Source organism: Pseudoalteromonas sp. 2CM41L (assembly GCF_023161905.1).
Taxonomy (GTDB): Bacteria; Pseudomonadota; Gammaproteobacteria; order Enterobacterales; family Alteromonadaceae; genus Pseudoalteromonas; species Pseudoalteromonas atlantica.
On the sequence record NZ_JALNTN010000015.1, the window covers coordinates 24,580 to 45,365 of the forward strand.

A 20,786-nucleotide genomic window follows, 5' to 3' on the forward strand; every position below is an offset into this window, starting at 1 on the left:
CATTTTTACAATGCGTTAAATTTAGGGATTTAGGTGGTATGCGGAAACATCGTATTGCGTTGCTTACCACTTAAGCGGGCGTTAGCTATCTAGGAGGTAACATTTAGCAAAGTACATTTAGGCCAATAGGGGTATTAGGTGGAGGTTCAATTCCTCTAGCGATTGTTGGCTCTGTAGCCCTTTTATTAATTTTACTTCGTTACTTAACCATTCGTTTAGTTCCTTTGGCAAACGACAACAGTAAAAAGGGGGTGTCTATGGTAAAAACAATAACTGCTCGTACTCGTATTTTTTTAAGCTCTGCGTTTGAAACTTTATGGGCTTACGGAGTCAGCAGCGTGGCAGGTTTGCACCTTTTGGCCTAAGTGTATTTCGATAGCTAACAAAGCATCCAATCATCGCCACTTGTGGCAGGACAGCCTAAAGAGTGCTAGCACACAGCTACTGGTTATGGCGGCGTTAATAGTTCAAGGAGTAGTGTATGGAATGGTTTTTATTAATTTGCTTTATTGTTAGCGTAACATCTTTGTATTTTAGTTATGGGTCTAAGCATTATAATCCCGAAAAAGTGTTGGTAGACATGGGAGAGCAAGTGTTCATTTTTCACTTACCCGTTGCTAGATTAAATAAAAAGTACGGGAAAACTATTCCTAAGTCTTCGGTTACTAAAATCCAGTTAGCTGGTAATTATGTCAGTTTTTTCAATGCGAGTGATAAAGCTGTTGATATTTGGGCACCAAGCGATCGTTTAGCGAAGCCCACTTTTGAGTATGCAAGAGAGACTTTTAAAGATGCAGACGTTGTTGTTATAAACTGCTAACAATCATATTAATTTTGAGCTAGTTCATAATAAGCTGCTCACAAGGACAATAGCATGTGCGCATTGCTGCCAGCTCGAATTTTAGATCTTATGTCCGTGCGCTTTATTTAGAAATTTGCTACCACAACAAAGTAATGCACAGTATCCTGTACATGTAATAATTTTCAAGCTAAACTTGTCTTATATAATGTACAAGTGAGGTGCAAAATGAGAATAGTGTCTTTTACCGAAGCCCGAAATAGTCTAAAAACCGTTTTGGATAATGTAATTAATGATGCAGATACGACAGTAATCACTCGTCGTGACACTGAAGATGCGGTTGTAATGTCATTAGATTACTACAACAGCCTTATGGAAACTGTTCATTTACTTCGCTCTCCAGCGAACGCTGAACATTTAAACCGTTCAATTGCGCAGTATAAAGCGGGCAAAACGACTCCACGAGAACTTATTGATGAGTAACAGGTTATTATCATGGACTGATGAAGCTTGGAATAGTTATGTCTACTGGCAGACTCAAGATAAGAAAACCTTGAAACGTATAAATAAGCTAATTGCTGATGTTAAGCGTTCTCCATTTGATGGGATTGGAAAACCGGAACCCCTCAAAGAAAATCTTTCAGGCTTTTGGTCTCGTAGAATAGATGATACAAATCGTTTGGTATATGCCGTGGATGATACAGCAATTACAGTTATCTCGTGCCGTTACCATTACTAAATAAACAAGATAAATAAACAAGACATCCATCTTAAATTATTCATACTATCCAGCCAGTATTTATCAAAAACAACCGTCAGGTTTAACGCCATTGGCATTAAACCTGACAGCTCAAATTTAACCAAACAACGTTAATTAGTTGGCATTAAATAAATTTCGCGGACGTTGTTGCGCTGGTTTGCTTCTATTGCAAACAGTACGGCGTCGGCCACATCTTGTGGGTCGAGTTTGTCGGGCTTTGCTTCATCAAAAAATGGGGTGTTTACCATGCCTGGGGCTATGGTGGTACAGCGGCCATTCCACTCGCTCATTTCCTCAGCTAAGTTTTGGCCAAACCCGTAAGCAAACCATTTAGTTGCGCCATAAATAGAGCCTTTTATTGGCTTACGGCCAGCGGCTGAACTGGTTAATATAAAGTGGCCTTTGTTTTGGCGTAAATGAGGCAGGGTTGCTTTTGCCGTCCATAGCAGGGCTTTAATGTTTATGTCTATCATGGTTGACCATTCATCGGGGTCGCCTTTTTCAGTGCCTGCGGTTGAAACGCCCATACCTGCGTTGGCGAATGCGGCATCTAGTCGGCCAAATTTTTTAAGCCCTTTTGTTACTACGTTTTCAAGTTCGGTAAAGTCGGTGGCATCTGCGGGTACACTCAGTGCGTTATCTTCACCTAACGACTCAACTAGTTCAGCTAATTTATCTTCACTTCTGGCGGTAAGAATGACTTTATGGCCGTTATTAACCAATGTTTTTGCACTCGCTTCACCTATGCCACTAGAGGCACCTGTAATTAGAACTACTTTTTCTTTCGCCATGATTATTTCTCCTATGTTTACATATTCAAAATGATAAGAACGGTTTAACTAATACGTGCTATTGACTGTACCAGTTCTGGGTTAACGGGGCTTGAATGCAGGTCACTTTTCGAATGAATTATTTGGATGATGTTAGGTGAGTGGCTTTAATGGGTTTTTGCAAAGGTGGAGTGTTCGTTTTTGTTATACTTTTTATAAAAAAAGCGCACCTTAAAGTGCGCTATACGTTTATTGTGTTATGTCAAAGCTAACTGAAAGGTCCTCAGTTTGCGGTACACTAATTTGCTTAAGTTGATAAACAGAGAAATCTGTATCTTCTAGCTCTGCATCGTCTATATGTGCGGTGCACGTATAGCCAAGTTGGTAGTCTCCCGGTGTAATGAAAGCAAGCTCAAACTCATATTGGTTATCGTCTTGATCAAATACAATATTTGCGGTCGCAAGTGGAGCATCTTCTGGGGTTTGCTCATCTATTTCGTATATATCTTTAGGTATTTGAGCATCTGATGAATATAAATATACGGCGTGTCCAAACGTTGAATCTGCAGCAGCAGTGGCGATATTGTCTGTTTCACAGTTATTAATAAGCGCTTGGCTTACTGTGCCTTCAATTTCTTGTGACTCAGAAAGATTTTGTAATCGTACGCCTCTAGGTTTTAAAAAGATCTCCTCATTATTTTGGGGATCGACCAGCGATTTTTTTAGGTCAAATTCTAAAACAAAGTCGTTATCAGTTTGGTTAAGTGTAAAGCCATCGAGTTGTATTTCGCCTACACCATCATTCCCTTTTCTTTTAACCACGAGCGGAGCAATGCTGTCGTCTTCGTATACTACGTGAGATGTAAAACTAAGGTTATTAGTATCGCCATTTATAACCTGAGCGCGGATCCACGAGTATTCGCCTGCTGGCACTTCTTGATCGTCAAGCAGCTCAAAAACATCGTCCCCGGTGTAATCGAGTAAATTAACCATTTGTGGTTGAGATGCGTCAGCTTCACTTCGGGTTTCAAAACTAAATTCTTCATCGCCTTGTGTTTTAATAGTGATTGAATCAAACACGACGTTAACCGCTTTTAAACCACTAACCGGCGCATCTGACACACCAAGGCTAAAGGTTGACTTGTCGCTAGATTGTGGCGGTGTTGTGTCATTGTCATCACTTGAAGAGCCACACCCGGCTAATGCAAAAAGAACGGCGCTGCTGACTAATGTTGATTTAAAATTCATGATTTACTCCTTTAGTTTATAAAGCGGATTGTAGAAGAGCTAAGCTGAATTTAGATTGAACTGGTTTTTAGAATAGTTACTTGAAATTAATCTTTATTTTACTTTGCGCATTTTTGAACAAAAGTATGTACGCCATAGGTTAAATAGTTTGTGAGCACTAAGGTTTTAAGCGTGAAAGTTTAAGCGAAAAAAAGAAAACTTTGCCCAATTAATTTGCTGATATAGGCACACCTTCCACTTATTTTAATGCTATCGCTTTAAAATTTTTACTATATACTCCCGCCACTTCTTTTGAAGTGTATAGATTTAATTCTTGCTGATAATCAGCCCATAGTTGGAATATGTATGAAAGATAAACTTATTGTGTTTTGGCAAAGCCATTCAGAAACAATCATCACTTTAGGTTACAAAGTGGTATTAGCCTTGGCTATTTTAGTTGCGAGTGCGCTTATTGCGCGTTCAGTAAAAAAAGCGATTAAAAATTCTAAGTCGCCATTAAAAAAAGTAGACGAAACGCTACTGCCGCTTTTATCGAGCATTGCGGGGTATTTAGTTTACATAATTGCTGCGCTGTTTATTTTAGATATTTTTGGCGTTAATACGGCAAGCTTAATAGCGCTAATGGGCGCGGCGGGTTTAGCGATTGGTTTGGCGCTTAAAAACACCTTAAGTAATATTGCAGCAGGCATTATGCTACTCATACTTAGGCCATTTAAAATAGGCGATTTTGTAGATGCGAGCGGCACGCTTGGCACAGTGAACGAAATAAACTTATTTACAACCATTTTCAAAACCACCGACGGCCTTTATATCGCATCACCTAACGGAAAAGTGTGGGGCGGCAACATTAAAAACTTTACCCGTAACGGTAAAAGGCGCATGGATATAGTGGTGGGAATTTCGTACGCCGACTCTATTGATGTTGGCTTAAATGTACTTAAAGAAGTTGCCGAATCAGAAAGCCGATTACTCGCAGAGCCAGCACCTAAAGTAATGGTTACCTCAATAGGCGAAAGCGCAGTAAATATTCAATTACGTGCATGGGCTGTAAATGGCGATTACTGGCAAACTGTGTGGGATTTAAATAAACGCGTTAAAGAGGCCATAGAAGGCGCGGGGCTGAGTATTCCGTTTCCGCAGCGAACGCTGCATATATCTGAGTCGATGGCATCGGCAATAACAGTAAGTAAAGAAACTTAAACTCTATTAGCACAAACACAAATAAAAATAGCGAGCCTTGGCTCGCTATTTTTGTATTAGCTTTTTGCTGACGAGTATTAACCTTCTAATTGAAAGTCGTATACCGAGCCTAAATTAAGCAGTTGGGTTAGTTCATCCAGTGCTTGGTAGCTTTCGATGAGTAGGGCTGAGTCGGCAAAGTCGCTTGCGCCTAACTTATCGCGGTAGTTACGTTTTGCCCAGTCACAAAGCTGTGTGTATTTAGTATCGGTTAAAATAACCTCTGGGTTTACTGCGCTTAGCTCTTGTTGGTTAAGGGCTACACGTAAACGTAAGCAGGCAGGGCCGCCGCCATTTTGCATACTTTGGCGCAGGTCAAAAAACTGCACTTGGTTTACTGGGTTATCCGCTAAAATCATTTCTTCAATGTAGGCGTTTACTGCGCTATTACGTTGGCACTCTTGTGGCGCTACTAATAGCATTGAGCCATCATCTAGGGTTACTAATTGGCTATTAAACAAGTAACTGCTTACTGCATCGCTAATGCTTACTTTATCGGTAGGTACTTCAATTATGTATAACTGTTTGCTGCCGGTGTAGGCATCGCGAATTTCTTGCAGGGCATCGTGTTGGTTTAAAAATGCCTGCTGGTGGCAAAGCAGTACGTTTGCGTTACCTACTGCAATTACATCGTTATGAAACACGCCTTGGTCTATTACATCTGGGTTTTGCTGCAGTAAAATTTGGCTCGATTCTTTTAAGTTATGTAATCGGCAAATGGCTTCTGAGGCTTCTAGTGTTTGCCTTGCAGGAAACTTAGCCGGTTTTGGTAATTGGCTGTTAAAGGCACTTGCGCCAAATACAAACATTTCTAGGCCTTGCTCGCCGTGGCTGTCGCAAAGTCGGGTATGGTTAGCCGCGCCTTCGTCGCCAAAAAAGCCTTGATCGGGTAAATGCGTGTGGTGTGCAAAGTAGCTATCGTTATTAAACATGGCTTTTAGTAAGCGGGTAGTTGTAGCTGGCTCTAGCGAGCGATGAAACTTATTGTTTAAATTAGCTGAGGTAAAATGCACTTTGCCATCGAGGGTATCTGGCGATGGAGAAACAGTAGCGGCATTGGCGGTCCACATTGCAGAGGCCGAATAACACGCGCGCAATAAAATAGGGTCGGCTTTAAATGCTTTATGAATAACTTGCGAGTCGTTGCCGGTAAAACCTAGGCGACGTAGTACGTTTAAATCGGGGCGTGCGTGGGGCGCAAACACACCTTGTGTTAGGCCTTTGTCGTGCATGGCTTTCATTTTTTCAAGGCCCTGTAACACAGCTTCTTGAGGGTTTGAAAAACTTGCCGCATTATTTAACGAGGCAACGTTACCATACGATAAACCCGCATAGTTGTGAGTAGGGCCAACTAAGCCATCAAAATTTACTTCTAAGGCGTGCATACACGTTCCAATCATATTGTTTTTAGTTACTTAACAATACAACGCAATGGCCGCGCTTGCAAAGCCTATAAATACGAAATTTATCGGCTGTAAACTCGCTCTTTGTCGCACGTAGTATGGGTATTACTCGGATCGTTTACCTGCCATACGCTAATGTCTAAACGCCAAATTAGGTAAAGGGTGTGGTATAGGTTAGCCATGGTATTTTCCTTGAAAGTTTCACTGAACACATCTGTACTTTGAAAGAATTATGCCAACTGTTAATTGAATATTTTATGAATACAAATCAGATATTTATTAAAACACTAAAAATAACTTTTGAGCGCTTAGCACCACTTTGGGGCTAAAAGGCTTAAAAGTTGCACCAAAAAGCCACGCAGCGGGTGCGTGGCGTATGGTTTATACGCTGTATTTAGCGCCCTACTTTACCCTTTACTAGTGGGTCGAACGACAGCACACTAAATTTTCCTTGGCTGGCGTTTTTACCGTTATTTAATACTGGCGAGCGATGTAGCTCATCTACGGTAAAATATATTTTATGATCGGCGCCATAACTAAAGCCATCAGGCCAGCTTAAGCGCTCGTCTTTAAATAATACCTGGTATTTACCGCTTGGTTTTACTACACCAATTGCGCCGTTGGTTATGTCGGTAACATACACATTACCGCCGCCATCAACAATAATGCCATCTGAAATGGGTTTAGTGCCGTAACGCGTTACTTTACTTTCAAGGGCGCTTGCGCTCAGGCTTTTATTGTTAATATCGCTTGTGGCAATACGATAAACCGATGTGCCAGACATAGAGCCAAAGTAAAGCCACTGTTCGCTTGGGTCGAGTGTGATTGGGTTTACGCCTAAACGTGCTGGTTGGCCGCCTAGTTTCATGGTGCGCCCTTCAATGACCATGTCGATGTTTTCGGCTGTGGTGTATGGACTATTTTGTAATACTCTGCGCGCCTCACCTGTTTTTAAATTTACGGTAATAATAGCGGCTTGGCTGCCTTGTGCGGTGTCGGCAATGTATACAACGCCGTGTTTATTATCGATAACTAAATCGTTTAAAAACGAGGTGTCGGTAATGGTGGGTTTAGCTAAATAAATTATTTTATGCAGCTGCTCTTTGTTGGTATCCCAACCGACTAAACGCCCAGCATGATCAGGGCCTGATGTATCAAGCATCCATAACACGCCATCGGCAGATACATTTATGCCAAGTACGTCGTAAAAGCCTTTGCCGTTTTTATACGCGTATGCCCATTCTTCATTAGGGTAGGGTTTGGTGGTGCCATCGCTTAATAGCTCCATAATTTTTTGTTTTTGGCCGTAAAAACCATGTACCGATAAAAACTTACGACCCGAGGGCGTAATAGCAATATTACCTGGTGGGTGCTGCGCGTCGAATGTAGCTACTGTTTTTAAATCGGTGTGCGTAGGTTGGGTATTAGCAAATGCACTGCTGGTTAAAAATGCGGTGCTGCAGGCTGCTGCTAAAAGTATTTTTTTAATCTGGTTCATGCTTCAAAGCCTTCTAAAACAAGTTTACCGCGTGAGGTGTGCGATTCTAAAATTTGATGCGCTTTATATAAATTAGCGGCGTTAATTAATCCTAAATTTTGCCCAAGCGTGGTTTTAAGTGTACCTGCGTCTATCAGCTTACTAATTTCATTAAGTAAGGTGTGCTGCGCTGTTATATCGGCGGTAGTAAATAGCGAGCGGGTAAACATAAACTCCCAATGCACCGATATACACTTACGCTTAAATTTTAAAATATCGAACGATGAAGGGTCATCTATTAGCGCAAATTTACCTTGGGGTTTAATACACTCTACTATTTGATCTTGGTATTGGTCGGTATGGGTTAAGCTAATAACGTAATCAAACTCAGCTAAACCAAGCTCTAGGCGCTGCTCGTTTAAATTTTTAGTATGATTGAACACATGATCCGCTCCTAACTCTTTAAGCCAGGTTACGCTTTGCTCGCGCGATGCAGTACCTACCACGTTTAGCCCAGTAAGCTGTTTGGCAAGCTGTACCAAAATAGAGCCAACGCCACCTGCAGCGCCAATAACTAAAATAGATTGCTGAGTATTTTGCTTATTTTTAGGCACTTGTAAGCGCTCAAACAGCATTTCGTAAGCGGTAATACTGGTTAGCGGCAGCGCTGCGGCTTGTGCGTCGGTTAATGTTTTAGGCGCATGGCCTACAATACGCTCATCAACTAATTGAAATTGCGCATTACTACCTTGGCGCGATAAATCGCCAGCGTAAAATACACGATCTCCCACATTAAATAACGATACCGACTCGCCAACGGCTTTTACAACGCCTACGCCGTCCCAGCCTAATACTTTGTAGCCTTGCTCTGGCGCTACATTTGCGCGTATTTTTGTATCTACAGGGTTTACCGAAATAGCCTTTACTTCGATAAGTAGGTCGTGCCCGCTGGCTGCTGGGGTATCAAGCTCAATTGCTTGTATAGAGCTTGCTGTAAGCGTTTTAGTGTTTTTGGTGTAGCCAAATGCTTTCATGTGCGTTCCTGATGATTTTAACCAAGTGTTTTTAACTTATAAGCACTATAGCTCAGTTGAAAAATAGAAAAAGACATGAAAAACTAAAGCACTTTCAAATTTTAATTGAAAATATGCGATCATTTAACGATATTCAAACTTTTATAGATGTAGCCAGTTGCGCCAGTATTTCTGAAGCCGCACGGCAAAACGAGCAAACCCCAGCGGCGGTAAGTGCAGCTATTAAGCGCCTAGAAAAAGACTTAGGAAACGTCCTGTTTATTCGCTCTACTCGCAGCTTACGCTTAAGTGTGGCAGGGGAGCAGTTTTTAAGTTACGCCAAAGACTCCCTTTCGCTTATTCAACAAGGGGTAGCTGCAGTACAAACCGCAGTGGGCGAAGTAACGGGAACGCTACAGGTATCGGCTCCGTGCGACTTAGGGCGCAATAAACTAAGTGAATGGCTTAATGAGTTTTTAGCACACTACCCGCATGTAAAACTTAAACTGCACTTGAGTGACGAAGTAAGCGACATTTACAGCCAATCGATTGATATTGCGCTGCGCTTTGGTGTACCAAAAGATTCGCAGTTAATTGCAGCGCCGCTTTTTTTAAATAATGCGCGTATTTTAGTGGCCTCTCCTGACTATATTGCTAAAAATGGATTGCTTACACATCCACTTAATTTAACGCAGCACACCACCATTACCTTTATGCGCTTTGGCGAGGTGTTTAAAGAGTGGCGATTTTATAAAAATGGCGCAGTGCAAAAAGTGCAGCTAAATTGCCAACACATAGTTAACGATGGCGAAATGGTTCGGCGCTGGGCGCTAGAGGGCAAAGGCATTGCGTATAAGTCGTACTTAGATGTAATTGATGATTTAGCAAGCGGGCAACTCGTTCATTTATGCCCCGAGTGGCAAAGCGATCCGCTACCGCTTTATATGATGTACGCCGACCGACGCCAAATGACCCCGGTGATCAGCGCATTTAGGGCGTTTATTCAACAAAAAATAACCGCGTTAGTTGGCTAACTCATCATCGTTTTTAGTTGTTAAATCGCTTATTACTAAATCAAGCAGCTGCATTAGCTGTTTGGCTTGTGTGGGGTCTACACTTTCAAACTTACATAATATATTTTTCGGAATATCAGCAGCTTCGTTTTTAAGGGCTTGCCCACTTTGGGTAAGCTGAATTAGGCGCTTACGCTTATCGTGCTCATCTTTAATAACAGCCAGCAGAGACTTTTCGGTCATTTTTTTGAGTATTTGGGTCATAGCGCCACCATCAATAGCGGTTTTATCTATTAGCTGCGCTATGGTTATTTTGTCTTGCTCCCACAGCGCCATCATTACTACATACTGCGGATACGTTAAATTAAGTGCAGCTAAAGGCTCACGGTAAGCACGTGCAATGCTATTTGATGCCATATATAACCTATGACAAAGCTGATTTTTTAATTTTAATTGCTCAAATGACATACCTAACTCCTAGTGCGTTAATACCTTCAACTCACAAAATATTTTAATTTGCATGCAAAGTATTTGCAATCTCTAATTACTTGACCTATTATTTTGCATGCAAACTAAATTAATTGATAAACTTTGGAGTTCACTATGAATGTATTACAAAACGTTGCCTACACAGCAAAAGCAACTGCAACCGGTGGCCGTGAAGGTGTAGCTAAATCAGACGATGGCCGTTTAAATGTAAACTTATCAACCCCAAAAGGGCTAGGTGGTGACGACGGACAAGGCACAAACCCAGAGCAATTATTTGCAGCTGGTTATGCAGCGTGTTTTATTGGTGCACTAAAATTTGTAGCCGGTAGCGAAAAAATTGCGCTACCAAGTGATACACACATTAACTCTGAAGTATCTATTGGCGCGATTGAAGGCGGTTTTGGCATTGCAGTAAAATTAGCTGTATCACTCGGTGATATGGATAAAACAGCAGCGCAAGAGCTGGTAAATAAAGCACACCAAGTATGCCCATACTCAAACGCTACACGCGGTAACATTGAAGTAGAACTTTCGGTTATTTAATTAACTGATCACTTAGCATTGTAATAGCCCAGTGGTTTGCCACTGGGCTTTTTTGTAAGCAAAGTTTATTCAATAACGTTATAAATATATGAAAACAGCATGATTAAATTAACCCATGTACCATCAATTGACACAGCTGTATTTGTCTTGCAGTGATTAAGTAAGCAGCTCTTTAATGCTGAAAAATGTTGGGAGGATGAAAAGGGTTAAGGCGTTCTGCATGTACGCCGATAGAGGGCAGGCTTTATCGTTTGTATCGGATGTATTAGGTGTGCTTACAACCCTAACTCCGACAGTCCTGGGTGATCGTCGGGGCGGCGCCCTTGGGGCCAGTGAAATTTGCGCTCTGATTCTTTGATGGGTAAGTCGTTGATGCAAGCAAAGCGGTTTTGCATTAAGCCATTTTCATCGAATTCCCAGTTTTCGTTGCCGTAGGAGCGAAACCAGTTGCCGCTGTCGTCGTGCCACTCATACGCGTAACGCACGGCTATACGATTTTCAGTGAAGGCCCATAACTCTTTTATCAGGCGATATTCCAGTTCTTTTTCCCATTTTCCTTTTAAAAATGCAGCGGCTTCTTCGCGGTTATTCACGAAAGTACTGCGATTACGCCATTTGGTATCCACTGTATAAGCAAGTGATACCTTTTCATGATTACGGCTGTTCCAGCCATCTTCTGCTAGGCGCACTTTTTCGATGGCGCTTTCGCGGGTAAAAGGGGGCAGTGGTGGGCGTGTACTCATGTTTAAATCCTCTTTGGGTAAAGTAACGTTGGAAAACTTGTATAGGTTTCATCAATAAGTGACTTTGAATATTAGCCTGTTTAATTTAGCTACAAATCTAATATAACAGTGTCGGAATCTTTCGCTGGCACAGCGCAGCATAACAATACGTCTGATGGGTCAATATGGGCACTTGGCTGGGTGCGATACGTTACAGCACCACTTTTTAGTTTAACCGCACATGAGCCACATTGGCCGCTGCGGCAACTGTATGGTGGCGTAAGTCCTTTGCTTTCGGCTACGTCGAGCAGGGGCTTGTCACCCTTGTACCAGCTTTGTTCAATACCTGAGTGGGCAAACTTTATCACAGCAGATTTAGCCTCTAGCTCAGCGTGGTTGCTGGTATCTGTTGATTGACGGGCTAAAGACGATGGCCCAAACGCTTCGGCATGAATATCTTCATCTTTTACCCCAATGCCAATCAGTAAGTCATACATACTTTGCATAAAACCTTGGGGGCCACACAGATAAAAGTCTTTGTCGAACAGCGACGGGAAATCGACGCTATGCTCTGTGGCCATTGCATTGAGTACGTCCATTACCAAGCTTTGGCTAATTCGCCCTTGGGAAGTGTAATCGTTCGACGCCGCAGAACTCTCTGTCTGAGCGTAGTGAATATCACTTAATACAGAATAATACTGAATACGCCCAGCGCTACGTTTGGCAATATTGCTCAGTTCTGCATAAAAAGCACGTTGCTCATTGTTTTTGGCCGCTTGAATAACTGCCATTGGGCGGATATAGCGAGTGCGTATACCTTCATTAATGGCATCATTTGCCATGGCCACCATTGGCGTTATGCCCACACCCGCACCTATTAAAATGGCTGGGCGCTGTTGTGTGTTATCGATAAAAAAATGGCCGCTTGGTGCTTTAATCTGTATTTCACTGCCAATCGATAGTCGAGAATGCAAGGTACTTGATATCACACCATACTCTTCACGTTTTACTGAAATACGATAACCACTTTGCGATGGGGCACTGGATACAGTGTAATTGCGCACAATCCAACTGTCAGAGTTTTGCTGTTTAATACGCAGGGTTAAATGTTGCCCAGGGGAAAATGGCAGTACGGGAGAGTCATCTTTTGGCTGTAAATAAAATGAGCGGATTGTACTACTCTCGTCTTCGATTTTACTGACGGTAAATGCGCGCCACTGGTTGCGTTTAGCTTGTGCTTTAACGATTGCTTCTGCCTGTGACCAAGTACCCGTTGCTTCAGAATTGGGAGAATAGCTATCGAATTGAGCGCGAAATGGCAGTGTCGCTTTTAATGTCACCCCTTGGGTTAGGGTAAATTGCCAGCCCCGCTGCGCACCTTGAAACCCTTTAATTATCGGTGAGTCACTCTCCAGCAAGGTAACCGTGCCGGTTAACATAAAAACATCGCCGCTGGTAAAATCAACAAACAGTAACCCTGCCTTGGGGTTTAATACGAAATTACCCAGCGTATTGAAGAAGTTATTCCCTGCATAATCAGGAATGGTGAGGGTGTTTTCGTCAACCTTTATAAAACCTGGCATGCCGCCACGGTGTGACACATCAACCCCCATAGCATTATGGGCAGATAGCTGACGGTTTACTTCGTTTGAAGGTTCGTGACCCGCAGAACTGGCAACAAAAAATGTATCCGCTTGGCGGATAAAGGCCTTTAGGCTATCACTTAGTTCAAAAAACGTTTTAGCGCGTGGGGCCTTGTATGGCGCATCTGGCGAACGGATAAAGTGAAGGTCGCGAGTTTGAATATACTGCGGACAATTGCCAAAAGATTGCTCAACCTCTAAAGCAAACTGGTTGTTCGCTGCGCTGGTAACACAAGCGTTGACGCGGTTTCTACGCCGGGTCGACATTTCTAACCCCAATAAACCCAATCGAGCACCTTGTGTGATTGCTGCTGCTAATGGATCACCTGATAAAATTGGGGTGTTTACTGTGAGCTGAGTCGGGGAAGGGGACTGCACGAAGCCGGGCTTTCCAGGCAAAATTGACGCCCAAAGTTGCCCCTTATCTGATGTACTACCCAGCACCATAAACGGCAGTTGTTGGAAAAACTGCCTGTGCTGATCTGGCATAAATTCGCGGATCGCGCGGCGGCCAATAGTACGCATTTTTTCGTAACTTCCGGCACGTCTTTGCATTTGCTGTTCACCTTCGTGAAAAGCACTTGAAGTAATGTGTGTGTTCATAATGACTCCATTAGCGCAGTGCGCCGGAAAAGCATTTGCCAAAAATATTAAACTGGTGATGCAAAAGAATGTCGGGCTCAAACCTATTCATTGAAAGGCAGAGCCGCTAAAACAAACACTTACTTTACCAGTCCCGCTTTTGTAGCCTGCATAGGAACGAAACCGCTTAACCCTTCTACGTTAGATAACCAGCGACGTATATTCGGATATGGGTCAAGAGATACATCACCCTCGGGAGCGTGGGCGACATAACTGTATATCGCAAAGTCAGCCAAGCTCACTTTATTTGCCACCAAGAAGTCATTGCCATCGAGTTGTTGTTCCAATTTTGTTAGGGCTTTTGCTGCAGTTTCTTTAGCGAAAACAGGGTCAACCGGCGAGTTGAAAACATTAATTAACCTCGCTGCACCAGGGCCGTAGGATATCTCTCCTGCAGACATGGCAAGAAAACGATGCATCTCAGCTTCGTTGGCAAGATCTTGCGGAATATATGAAGGGGCATATTTGCGTGCCAAGTAAATCAAAATTGATATTGAATCGTGGATTACCACGTCTGAATCCTCAATTACTGGTACTACACCCAATGGATTGAGAGCCAAAAAGGGGGCTTGTTTATGCTCCCCCGCGGGTAAGTCTACATAAATAACTTCATGGGCTATGCCTGCAACACTTGCAAATAACTCTACTCGGTGGGCATGGCCGGATAATGGAAAACCGTGAATTTTAATGGCGTTTGACATGATATTTACCTTATTTAATCGTTAACTGATGACTTTTGCTGTTAGCCACTGACCTGTTGTGGCATGGGTAAATATTAGGCGCTGCGTTTCTTATGAACAATATGTTGATTTATAGAATCACTATGTACAGAATGTTCATAAATTGGGCGAAGCATTACACAGAGCAATATAAGGAGCTCTTATGGATACACTTGACGGCATGCGCACGTTTATTGCGGTGGCAAAGCAAAAATCTTTCACAGGTGGTGCTAAGCAACTAGGCATAAGCACTAAACTGGCGAGTAAATACATTGCTCAGCTGGAGCAAAAACACGGTGCTTTGTTGTTCCACCGTACTACGCGAAGTATTACGTTGACCGAAACTGGGCAGGCGTATTTTGTGCGATGCGTTCCTTTGTTGGAACAATTTGAAGAGCTAGAAGATGTCATTCAGCATCGGCAGTCTGATCTGTCTGGCACGGTTCGCTTAACCGCACCTACCGCATTTGGCAGTACTAAATTAGTCGATGCACTGGCCCCATTTTTAGCCAAGCATCCGAAAATTAATGTTGAGTTGAACCTGTCTGATCAGTATGTGGCTATCATCGATGAAGGTGTGGATGTTGCTGTGAGGTTTGGGCCGTTGAAGGATTCAACGCTGATCGCAAAAAAATTGATGGATATGCGTATTGTTTTTTTTGCCTCTCCTGAGTATTTAAAGCGCAATGGCACACCAAGCCATCCCCGTGCGCTGGCGACACACAATTGTTTATTGCAAACTTCTCAAAACGACCCTGAAAACTGGAAGTTCAAGGAAGATGGCAATACGTTCACCGTTAATGTTAACGGCGATTTTGCTTCTAACTCCCCCAGAGCAGTAACCCACATGGCTTCCCAAGGGCTAGGAATAGGCATGGGCCCACAATACGTGACAGAGCCTTACGTAAAAGACGGCTCATTGCAGTTACTGTTCGAACCCTACGAAGCAAGCATATTGGAGCTAAATGCAGTGTATGCTTCAAACCGCCACTTACCGGCAAGAATACGAGCATTACTTGATCATCTTGCGCTTTCTTTTGCAACTTAGTGGTAATTACCTCAATAGCTACTGTGCAGTCACAATGTATAACGTATCTGCTTATTGATTTAGAATTTGCTCGTGAAGTAGAGCAAAGCGTAGGGCATCTTTTTATCGCACAGAGCTGCGTAAATACCTTGTTAGCATAAGGCTTTAAATGGCAGTAGCGATAAAACAAGTATGCTCATACTAAAACGTTACAAAAGCCCAGGGGTTTGCCACTGGGCTTTTTTGTGCGCTGCAGTTTACTAGAGATCACATTAATTGAAGCGGGCTTTTAAATAAATATACGAAAAATCGTATATTCACTATTTCATATATCCTCGTTTTGTTTTATTGTATGCACACTAACTAAACGAGGATGCTATGGAACAACTCAACCCACTTCAATTTTACAAATGCTTAGCCGACGATACGCGCTTAAAAGCCATGTTATTAATTAGCCATGAGCAAGAGCTATGTGTGTGTGAGCTTGTTGCTGCGCTTGAACTTAGCCAACCTAAAGTGTCGCGCCATTTAGCGCAACTTAGGCAGTGTGGCCTATTGAGCGACCGTAAGCAAAATCAATGGGTGTATTACAGCATTAATAAAGCCTTGCCGGAGTGGGCTCTTAGCGTAATAGCACAAACCAAAAACGAAAATTCTGCGTTTTATAACGACGATTTAAATCGACTCAATGCTATGGGTAATCGCCCTGAGCGTGCAGCAAGCTGCTGTTAATTAAGCAAATTGATATAACTTTATTAAAGGTATTTATTATGACAATTAAAGTAGGTATTAACGGTTTTGGCCGTATGGGACGTTTAACACTGCGCGCAGCACTAGAGTGGCCAGAAGTAGAATTTATTAAAGTAAACGATGTAGCGGGCGATGCTAAAACACATGCACATTTATTAGAGTTTGACTCAGTGCACGGGCGTTTAGCCCAAAATGTTACAGCAAACGAAAATAGCTTTAGTGTGGGCAAACACACTATTGCCGTTACCAATAACAAAACCATTAGCGATACCGATTGGTCTGATTGCGATGTAGTGATAGAAGCCAGCGGTAAAATGAAAACCACTGAGCTGTTAAATCAATATTTAGCACAAGGTGTTAAGCGCGTTGTGGTAACCGCTCCGGTAAAAGAAGACGGCATTTTAAATGTGGTTATGGGCGTTAACGATAATTTATATAACCCAGATGAGCACAAAATTGTGACTGCGGCTTCGTGTACGACTAACTGTTTAGCGCCTATTGTAAAAGTACTGCAAGAAAAAGTAGGCATTAAGCACGGCTCAATGACCACTATTCACGATATTACCAATACCCAAACTATTATTGATGCGCCACATAAAGACTTACGTCGTGCTCGTTCGTGCGGGACAAGTTTAATACCTACCACAACCGGTAGTGCAACAGCTATTACGCATATATTCCCTGAGCTAAAAGGTAAGTTAAATGGCCATGCTGTGCGTGTACCTTTAACTAACGCATCTATTACTGACTGTGTATTTGAGCTTGAGCGTGGTGTAACTGCCACTGAGGTGAATGAATGGTTTGCTCAAGCGTCTGAAAACGAGCTTGCTGGCGTATTAGGTTACGAAGAAAAACCGCTGGTATCGATTGATTACAAAACCGATCCACGCAGTAGCATTATTGATGCGCTTTCTACCATGGTTATTAATAATACCCAGCTTAAATTATACGCTTGGTACGATAACGAATGGGGCTACGCTAATCGTACTGCCGAGCTTATGCTTAAAGTTGCTAAAAGTGACTTGGTTTAACCATTAATTTAAGGTTTTAAGGGCGTTAACCATGTTTGAGCAACTCGCTAATTTACCTACAGCAATAAAACAGTATTTAATAATTACCGGTAATTACTGGGCATTTACCTTAACCGATGGCGCACTACGTATGCTGGTGGTGCTGCATTTTCATCAGTTAGGGTATGGTGCGCTGGCGATTGCCATGCTGTTTTTGTTTTACGAAATTTTTGGTGTGATCACCAATTTAGTGGGCGGTTGGCTAGGGGCTCATTTAGGCCTTAATAAAACCATGAACTTTGGCTTGGCGCTGCAAATAATGGCGCTTGCCATGTTATGTGCGCCAAGTGAATGGCTTACAGTGGCTTATGTTATGGCGGCGCAAGCGCTTAGCGGCATAGCAAAAGATCTAAATAAAATGAGCGCCAAAAGCGCCATTAAACACTTAGTGCCCGAGGGAGAAAGCGGCCAAGGCCAGCTCTATAAATGGGTGGCTATTTTAACGGGCTCAAAAAATGCGTTAAAAGGGGTCGGCTTCTTTTTAGGTGGTTTACTCCTTACGGTACTGGGTTTTGTAGGTGCTTTAAAAGCCCTAATTTTATTACTCACTATTGCGTGGATTATTAGCGTTGTATTTTTAAAAGGCGACATGGGCAAGGCTAAAAATAAGCCTAAGTTTAAAGAGCTATTTTCTAAATCCCGTGCAATAAATTTATTAAGTGCAGCACGATTATGCTTGTTTGCCGCGCGTGATGTATGGTTTGTAGTGGCTTTACCTATTTATTTAGCCCAGCAGTTTAACTGGAACTTTTGGTGGGTAAGTGGCTTTATGGCACTTTGGGTAATTGGCTACGGTGGTGTGCAATCGCAAGCGCCGCGTATTACCGGCACCAGTAACTCAAACGTTGATACCGTTAAACATGCCTATTTATGGGTGTTGCTGCTAAGTGGTGTAACAGCACTGTTAGCTCTTTTTATGCAACTTGATGTGGCCGTGCATGCCACGCTGATTATAGGTTTGCTTATTTTTGGCGGTGTATTTGCCGTTAATTCATCTGTGCATAGTTACTTAATTGTCAGCTTTGCTAAAAGCGATGGTGTATCGCTTGATGTTGGCTTTTATTATATGGCCAATGCCATGGGGCGTTTACTGGGCACGGTGCTTTCGGGGTGGGTGTTTCAGGTTTATGGCTTTGTAGCGTGTTTGTGGGTGAGCGTTGCTTTACTCATAGGTGCCACGATAACCACTGCTATTTTGGCCAAGCGTTAGGCCTAATTGTTCAAAAAACTTAAATTATTTTATGTTATTGATGGCTTGATGCAGTTTGTATATTAAACTGTAGGGGTGTTTTAACAAAAGGTAATTTAAGTGCGAGAACTCACGTTAGCAAAAAAGTTATTATGGATAACTGTAGGGAGTACATTTTTAACAGTATTAGTACTTTCTGGGGTTTTATGGTGGCAAATGTCATCAAACAGCGAGGCGCTCGCTAAAGAATCTGAAGATTATATCGTGGCCGAAGTTGAGCAAAAGCTTAACGCAAACGCGGCTGCTTACGGCGAAAAAATTGCCGGATTTATCAACGAAGCTTACCGAATTCCAAACTCATTAGCTGCATTACTTGGTGATGCGGCTAATACTCAAACATTAAACCGCGACACGGTAGTGAGCATTAACCGCTCTATACTTGAAAAAAATCGGTTTTTATCGTCAATTTATTCGCAGTTTGAAGCCAATGCCTTTGATGGGCAAGACGCGCAATTTAAGCAAGGATATAAACACTCAGTTAATGGCGATGGCACGTTAGAAGTATATATAACGCGTGACCAAAACGGCATTATTGAGCAGCAAAAAGTAGCTAACGCTGCCGATAAATACCTGACCTCGTTAAACGAATTTGGTATTCGTGAAGCGCATTGGTATTTATGCGCAAAAGATACACTTAAGCCCTGTATTATGGAACCTTACCTTTACGAAATACCTTCTGGCGATTCGGTTATGCTTACCTCTTTAACCGTACCTATTACTAAATCGGGCCGCTTTATTGGTTTAGCAGGCGTTGATTTAACGCTCCCTACGTTTCAGGGCTTAACCGAAAAACTTTCGAGCGAACTTTATAACGGCCAAGCAAAAGTAACACTTTTAAGTGACATAGGTTTAATTGTAGGCAGCAGTCATTATAAATCTAAATTAGGCCGCCCATTTAAAGAGGCAGTTAGTAGTAACACTTACAGTGAGCTGGTTAAATTTAAAGGGCAACATGGCCTTTTTAAAACACCTAGCGAGTATTTAGTTAACTACCCAATTAATATTAAGCTGGCTAACACTCAGTGGAGCCTACTTATTGAAGTGCCAAGTAATTTAGCGCTAGAGGGGCCTAATGCCTTAGCTAAAAACATGAGCGACTCGGCCAATCAGCTCGGTGTTGTTATTTTAATAACCGGTGCTGTTATTGCTTTAATCGCTTTTATTATTATGAAAGTGGTAGTGGGCACTGTGGTTGCACCCCTTGAGCAAATTCAACAACGTGTAGATAACCTTGCCAGCTCAGAAGGTGACTTAACTCATACACTCCATGTTGATACCCACGCAGAGCTAATTGCGCTTGCGGGTGGTTTTAATGCCTTTTTAGCTAAGCTACGTGGCTTAATTGCAGAGCTTAAAGATGTATCGTCGCAAACAAAACAGCAAGGCGAAATAGCACAGCATATTGCTATTGATACCAAGCATAATGTGCAATCGCAGTTTCAAGAAATTGAAAGCGTAGTAACCGCTATGAACGAAATGAGCGCCACCGCACTTGAAGTTGCCAGAGCCTCTGAGCAATCTGCTCAACAAGCGGATGAAATAAATGGTTTAGTGGTTAGCAGTGAGTCGAGCTTGTCATCGGCTATGAGCCAAGTGAAAACCATGTCTGAAGAAATAAAAGAAGCCAACCAAGCGGTTGAAAAAGTGGCTTCGCGTAGTAAAGATATTACGCAAATTTTAGATGTGATCAGAACCATTTCAGAGCAAACCAACTTACTTGCACTTAATGCCGCCATTGAGGCAGCACGCGCTGGCGAGCACGGCAGAGGCTTTGCGGTAGTTGCCGATGAAGTACGTGCACTGGCGTCTAAAACACGCTCATCTACCGATGATATTAGCCAACTTATAGATAGCTTATTGTTAGAAGTAGGTAATGCATCAACCGTAATTGAAAAAGGCGTAGTACGCGCGCAAAGCGCAGTAGACGAAACCTCAGTGGCGTTTGACGCGCTGCACAGTGTGGTAGTAAAAGTAGATGAAATTACTAATCAAATTACCCACATTGCCACCGCCGCCGAAGAGCAAAGCTTAGTAACTGAAGAGATAAATCGTAACCTTACGCTTATTTCAGATGCTGCATCGCAACTTGCTGATTTATCTACCCAAGCTGGCGATAGTAGCGAAGCGCTTAATGCATTGGTAGCGCAGCAAGATAGCGAGCTTAATAAACTTAAAACGTAAGTAAAGCTCAAACCCTAGCAAATATAAAA

The 20,786-nt window shown here is 42.5% G+C and carries 20 protein-coding genes; 11 read left to right on the top strand and 9 right to left on the bottom strand.

The features are described from left to right. Positions 1–481 precede the first annotated feature (481 nt). The 3 genes from MTF64_RS15570 to MTF64_RS15580 all read left to right on the top strand — a co-directional run bounded on the left by MTF64_RS15570 (position 482) and on the right by MTF64_RS15580 (position 1,538). Entirely contained in the window at positions 482–820 is a 339-nt protein-coding gene (locus MTF64_RS15570) for a hypothetical protein (protein ID WP_248451918.1), read from the top strand. Positions 821–1,027: 207 nt separating this feature from the next. Beyond that, positions 1,028–1,282, top strand: a complete 255-nt coding sequence (locus tag MTF64_RS15575; protein ID WP_055016076.1) for a type II toxin-antitoxin system prevent-host-death family antitoxin — start codon at positions 1,028–1,030, stop codon at positions 1,280–1,282. Continuing rightward, positions 1,275–1,538: a Txe/YoeB family addiction module toxin gene (locus MTF64_RS15580; RefSeq protein WP_024032911.1), complete on the top strand. Its 264-nt coding sequence runs from the start codon at positions 1,275–1,277 to the stop codon at positions 1,536–1,538. The genes MTF64_RS15575 and MTF64_RS15580 overlap by 8 nt, the downstream gene beginning before the upstream one ends. A gap of 131 nt (positions 1,539–1,669) precedes the next feature. Here MTF64_RS15580 and MTF64_RS15585 read toward each other — a convergent pair whose 3' ends face one another. Next, complete coding sequence (locus MTF64_RS15585; protein WP_004587015.1) at positions 1,670–2,350, bottom strand: SDR family oxidoreductase; 681 nt, start codon at positions 2,348–2,350, stop codon at positions 1,670–1,672. A gap of 228 nt (positions 2,351–2,578) precedes the next feature. Continuing rightward, positions 2,579–3,577, bottom strand: a complete 999-nt coding sequence (locus tag MTF64_RS15590) for a DUF4382 domain-containing protein (protein ID WP_248451919.1) — start codon at positions 3,575–3,577, stop codon at positions 2,579–2,581. 345 nt (positions 3,578–3,922) lie between these two features. On the opposite strand from MTF64_RS15590, the gene MTF64_RS15595 reads away from it, so the two are divergent. Beyond that, positions 3,923–4,777: a mechanosensitive ion channel domain-containing protein gene (locus MTF64_RS15595; protein ID WP_248451920.1), complete on the top strand. Its 855-nt coding sequence runs from the start codon at positions 3,923–3,925 to the stop codon at positions 4,775–4,777. Between the two features lie 77 nt (positions 4,778–4,854). Here the strand turns inward: MTF64_RS15595 and astB are convergent, their stop codons facing one another. The 3 genes from astB to MTF64_RS15610 all read right to left on the bottom strand — a co-directional run bounded on the left by astB (position 4,855) and on the right by MTF64_RS15610 (position 8,730). Continuing rightward, positions 4,855–6,201 (bottom strand): N-succinylarginine dihydrolase, encoded by a 1,347-nt coding sequence (astB, locus tag MTF64_RS15600; RefSeq protein ID WP_248451921.1) that lies wholly within the window; start codon positions 6,199–6,201, stop codon positions 4,855–4,857. A 412-nt stretch (positions 6,202–6,613) separates the two neighbouring features. Next, positions 6,614–7,717 carry an L-dopachrome tautomerase-related protein gene (locus MTF64_RS15605; RefSeq protein WP_054981669.1) on the bottom strand — a complete coding sequence of 368 codons (1,104 nt, stop codon included), beginning with the start codon at positions 7,715–7,717 and terminating at the stop codon, positions 6,614–6,616. Beyond that, entirely contained in the window at positions 7,714–8,730 is a 1,017-nt protein-coding gene (locus MTF64_RS15610) for a zinc-binding alcohol dehydrogenase family protein (protein WP_248451923.1), read from the bottom strand. Before MTF64_RS15610 ends, MTF64_RS15605 begins: the two co-directional genes overlap by 4 nt. A gap of 113 nt (positions 8,731–8,843) precedes the next feature. Here MTF64_RS15610 and MTF64_RS15615 point away from each other — a divergent pair, with 113 nt between their 5' ends. Further along, positions 8,844–9,743 (top strand): LysR family transcriptional regulator, encoded by a 900-nt coding sequence (locus MTF64_RS15615; protein ID WP_248451925.1) that lies wholly within the window; start codon positions 8,844–8,846, stop codon positions 9,741–9,743. Here the strand turns inward: MTF64_RS15615 and MTF64_RS15620 are convergent. Then, on the bottom strand, positions 9,732–10,190 hold the full coding sequence (locus MTF64_RS15620) for a MarR family transcriptional regulator (protein ID WP_121638292.1): 459 nt from the start codon (positions 10,188–10,190) through the stop codon (positions 9,732–9,734). The genes MTF64_RS15615 and MTF64_RS15620 overlap by 12 nt on opposite strands. A gap of 135 nt (positions 10,191–10,325) precedes the next feature. On the opposite strand from MTF64_RS15620, the gene MTF64_RS15625 reads away from it, so the two are divergent. Beyond that, a complete protein-coding gene (locus tag MTF64_RS15625) occupies positions 10,326–10,754 on the top strand; it encodes an organic hydroperoxide resistance protein (RefSeq protein WP_004587024.1) in 429 nt (142 codons plus the stop codon). Between the two features lie 275 nt (positions 10,755–11,029). On the opposite strand, the gene MTF64_RS15630 is transcribed toward MTF64_RS15625, so the two are convergent. The 3 genes from MTF64_RS15630 to MTF64_RS15640 form a co-directional block, all read right to left on the bottom strand. Continuing rightward, positions 11,030–11,497, bottom strand: coding sequence for a nuclear transport factor 2 family protein (locus MTF64_RS15630; RefSeq protein ID WP_008306371.1), 468 nt, complete (start codon positions 11,495–11,497; stop codon positions 11,030–11,032). A gap of 89 nt (positions 11,498–11,586) precedes the next feature. Further along, entirely contained in the window at positions 11,587–13,722 is a 2,136-nt protein-coding gene (locus MTF64_RS15635) for a pyridoxamine 5'-phosphate oxidase family protein (protein WP_248451927.1), read from the bottom strand. A 119-nt stretch (positions 13,723–13,841) separates the two neighbouring features. After that, the gene (locus MTF64_RS15640) at positions 13,842–14,462 is read right to left on the bottom strand and encodes a glutathione S-transferase (RefSeq protein ID WP_064387147.1); all 621 of its coding nucleotides are present in this window, start codon (positions 14,460–14,462) and stop codon (positions 13,842–13,844) included. A gap of 181 nt (positions 14,463–14,643) precedes the next feature. Between MTF64_RS15640 and MTF64_RS15645 the strand changes: the two genes are divergently transcribed. From MTF64_RS15645 to MTF64_RS15665, 5 genes are all read left to right on the top strand, one after another. After that, positions 14,644–15,528, top strand: a complete 885-nt coding sequence (locus tag MTF64_RS15645) for a LysR family transcriptional regulator (RefSeq protein WP_248451928.1) — start codon at positions 14,644–14,646, stop codon at positions 15,526–15,528. Positions 15,529–15,885: 357 nt separating this feature from the next. Further along, positions 15,886–16,239 carry a metalloregulator ArsR/SmtB family transcription factor gene (locus tag MTF64_RS15650; protein ID WP_006794425.1) on the top strand — a complete coding sequence of 118 codons (354 nt, stop codon included), beginning with the start codon at positions 15,886–15,888 and terminating at the stop codon, positions 16,237–16,239. A 38-nt stretch (positions 16,240–16,277) separates the two neighbouring features. Then, a complete protein-coding gene (locus tag MTF64_RS15655; RefSeq protein WP_248451929.1) occupies positions 16,278–17,288 on the top strand; it encodes an ArsJ-associated glyceraldehyde-3-phosphate dehydrogenase in 1,011 nt (336 codons plus the stop codon). A gap of 31 nt (positions 17,289–17,319) precedes the next feature. Further along, complete coding sequence (gene arsJ, locus MTF64_RS15660) at positions 17,320–18,537, top strand: organoarsenical effux MFS transporter ArsJ (RefSeq protein ID WP_029773649.1); 1,218 nt, start codon at positions 17,320–17,322, stop codon at positions 18,535–18,537. Positions 18,538–18,636: 99 nt separating this feature from the next. After that, positions 18,637–20,757: a methyl-accepting chemotaxis protein gene (locus MTF64_RS15665; protein WP_121638297.1), complete on the top strand. Its 2,121-nt coding sequence runs from the start codon at positions 18,637–18,639 to the stop codon at positions 20,755–20,757. Positions 20,758–20,786: the final 29 nt, after the last annotated feature.

Bases quoted from the DNA above. Each gene is read 5' to 3' on its own strand.
- MTF64_RS15570 (WP_248451918.1), top strand. From the start codon at position 482: ATGGAATGGTTTTTATTAATTTGCTTTATTGTTAGCGTAACATCTTTG.
- MTF64_RS15575 (WP_055016076.1), top strand. From the start codon at position 1,028: ATGAGAATAGTGTCTTTTACCGAAGCCCGAAATAGTCTAAAAACCGTT.
- MTF64_RS15580 (WP_024032911.1), top strand. From the start codon at position 1,275: ATGAGTAACAGGTTATTATCATGGACTGATGAAGCTTGGAATAGTTAT.
- MTF64_RS15585 (WP_004587015.1), bottom strand. From the start codon at position 2,350: ATGGCGAAAGAAAAAGTAGTTCTAATTACAGGTGCCTCTAGTGGCATA.
- MTF64_RS15590 (WP_248451919.1), bottom strand. From the start codon at position 3,577: ATGAATTTTAAATCAACATTAGTCAGCAGCGCCGTTCTTTTTGCATTA.
- MTF64_RS15595 (WP_248451920.1), top strand. From the start codon at position 3,923: ATGAAAGATAAACTTATTGTGTTTTGGCAAAGCCATTCAGAAACAATC.
- astB (WP_248451921.1), bottom strand. From the start codon at position 6,201: ATGCACGCCTTAGAAGTAAATTTTGATGGCTTAGTTGGCCCTACTCAC.
- MTF64_RS15605 (WP_054981669.1), bottom strand. From the start codon at position 7,717: ATGAACCAGATTAAAAAAATACTTTTAGCAGCAGCCTGCAGCACCGCA.
- MTF64_RS15610 (WP_248451923.1), bottom strand. From the start codon at position 8,730: ATGAAAGCATTTGGCTACACCAAAAACACTAAAACGCTTACAGCAAGC.
- MTF64_RS15615 (WP_248451925.1), top strand. From the start codon at position 8,844: ATGCGATCATTTAACGATATTCAAACTTTTATAGATGTAGCCAGTTGC.
- MTF64_RS15620 (WP_121638292.1), bottom strand. From the start codon at position 10,190: ATGTCATTTGAGCAATTAAAATTAAAAAATCAGCTTTGTCATAGGTTA.
- MTF64_RS15625 (WP_004587024.1), top strand. From the start codon at position 10,326: ATGAATGTATTACAAAACGTTGCCTACACAGCAAAAGCAACTGCAACC.
- MTF64_RS15630 (WP_008306371.1), bottom strand. From the start codon at position 11,497: ATGAGTACACGCCCACCACTGCCCCCTTTTACCCGCGAAAGCGCCATC.
- MTF64_RS15635 (WP_248451927.1), bottom strand. From the start codon at position 13,722: ATGAACACACACATTACTTCAAGTGCTTTTCACGAAGGTGAACAGCAA.
- MTF64_RS15640 (WP_064387147.1), bottom strand. From the start codon at position 14,462: ATGTCAAACGCCATTAAAATTCACGGTTTTCCATTATCCGGCCATGCC.
- MTF64_RS15645 (WP_248451928.1), top strand. From the start codon at position 14,644: ATGGATACACTTGACGGCATGCGCACGTTTATTGCGGTGGCAAAGCAA.
- MTF64_RS15650 (WP_006794425.1), top strand. From the start codon at position 15,886: ATGGAACAACTCAACCCACTTCAATTTTACAAATGCTTAGCCGACGAT.
- MTF64_RS15655 (WP_248451929.1), top strand. From the start codon at position 16,278: ATGACAATTAAAGTAGGTATTAACGGTTTTGGCCGTATGGGACGTTTA.
- arsJ (WP_029773649.1), top strand. From the start codon at position 17,320: ATGTTTGAGCAACTCGCTAATTTACCTACAGCAATAAAACAGTATTTA.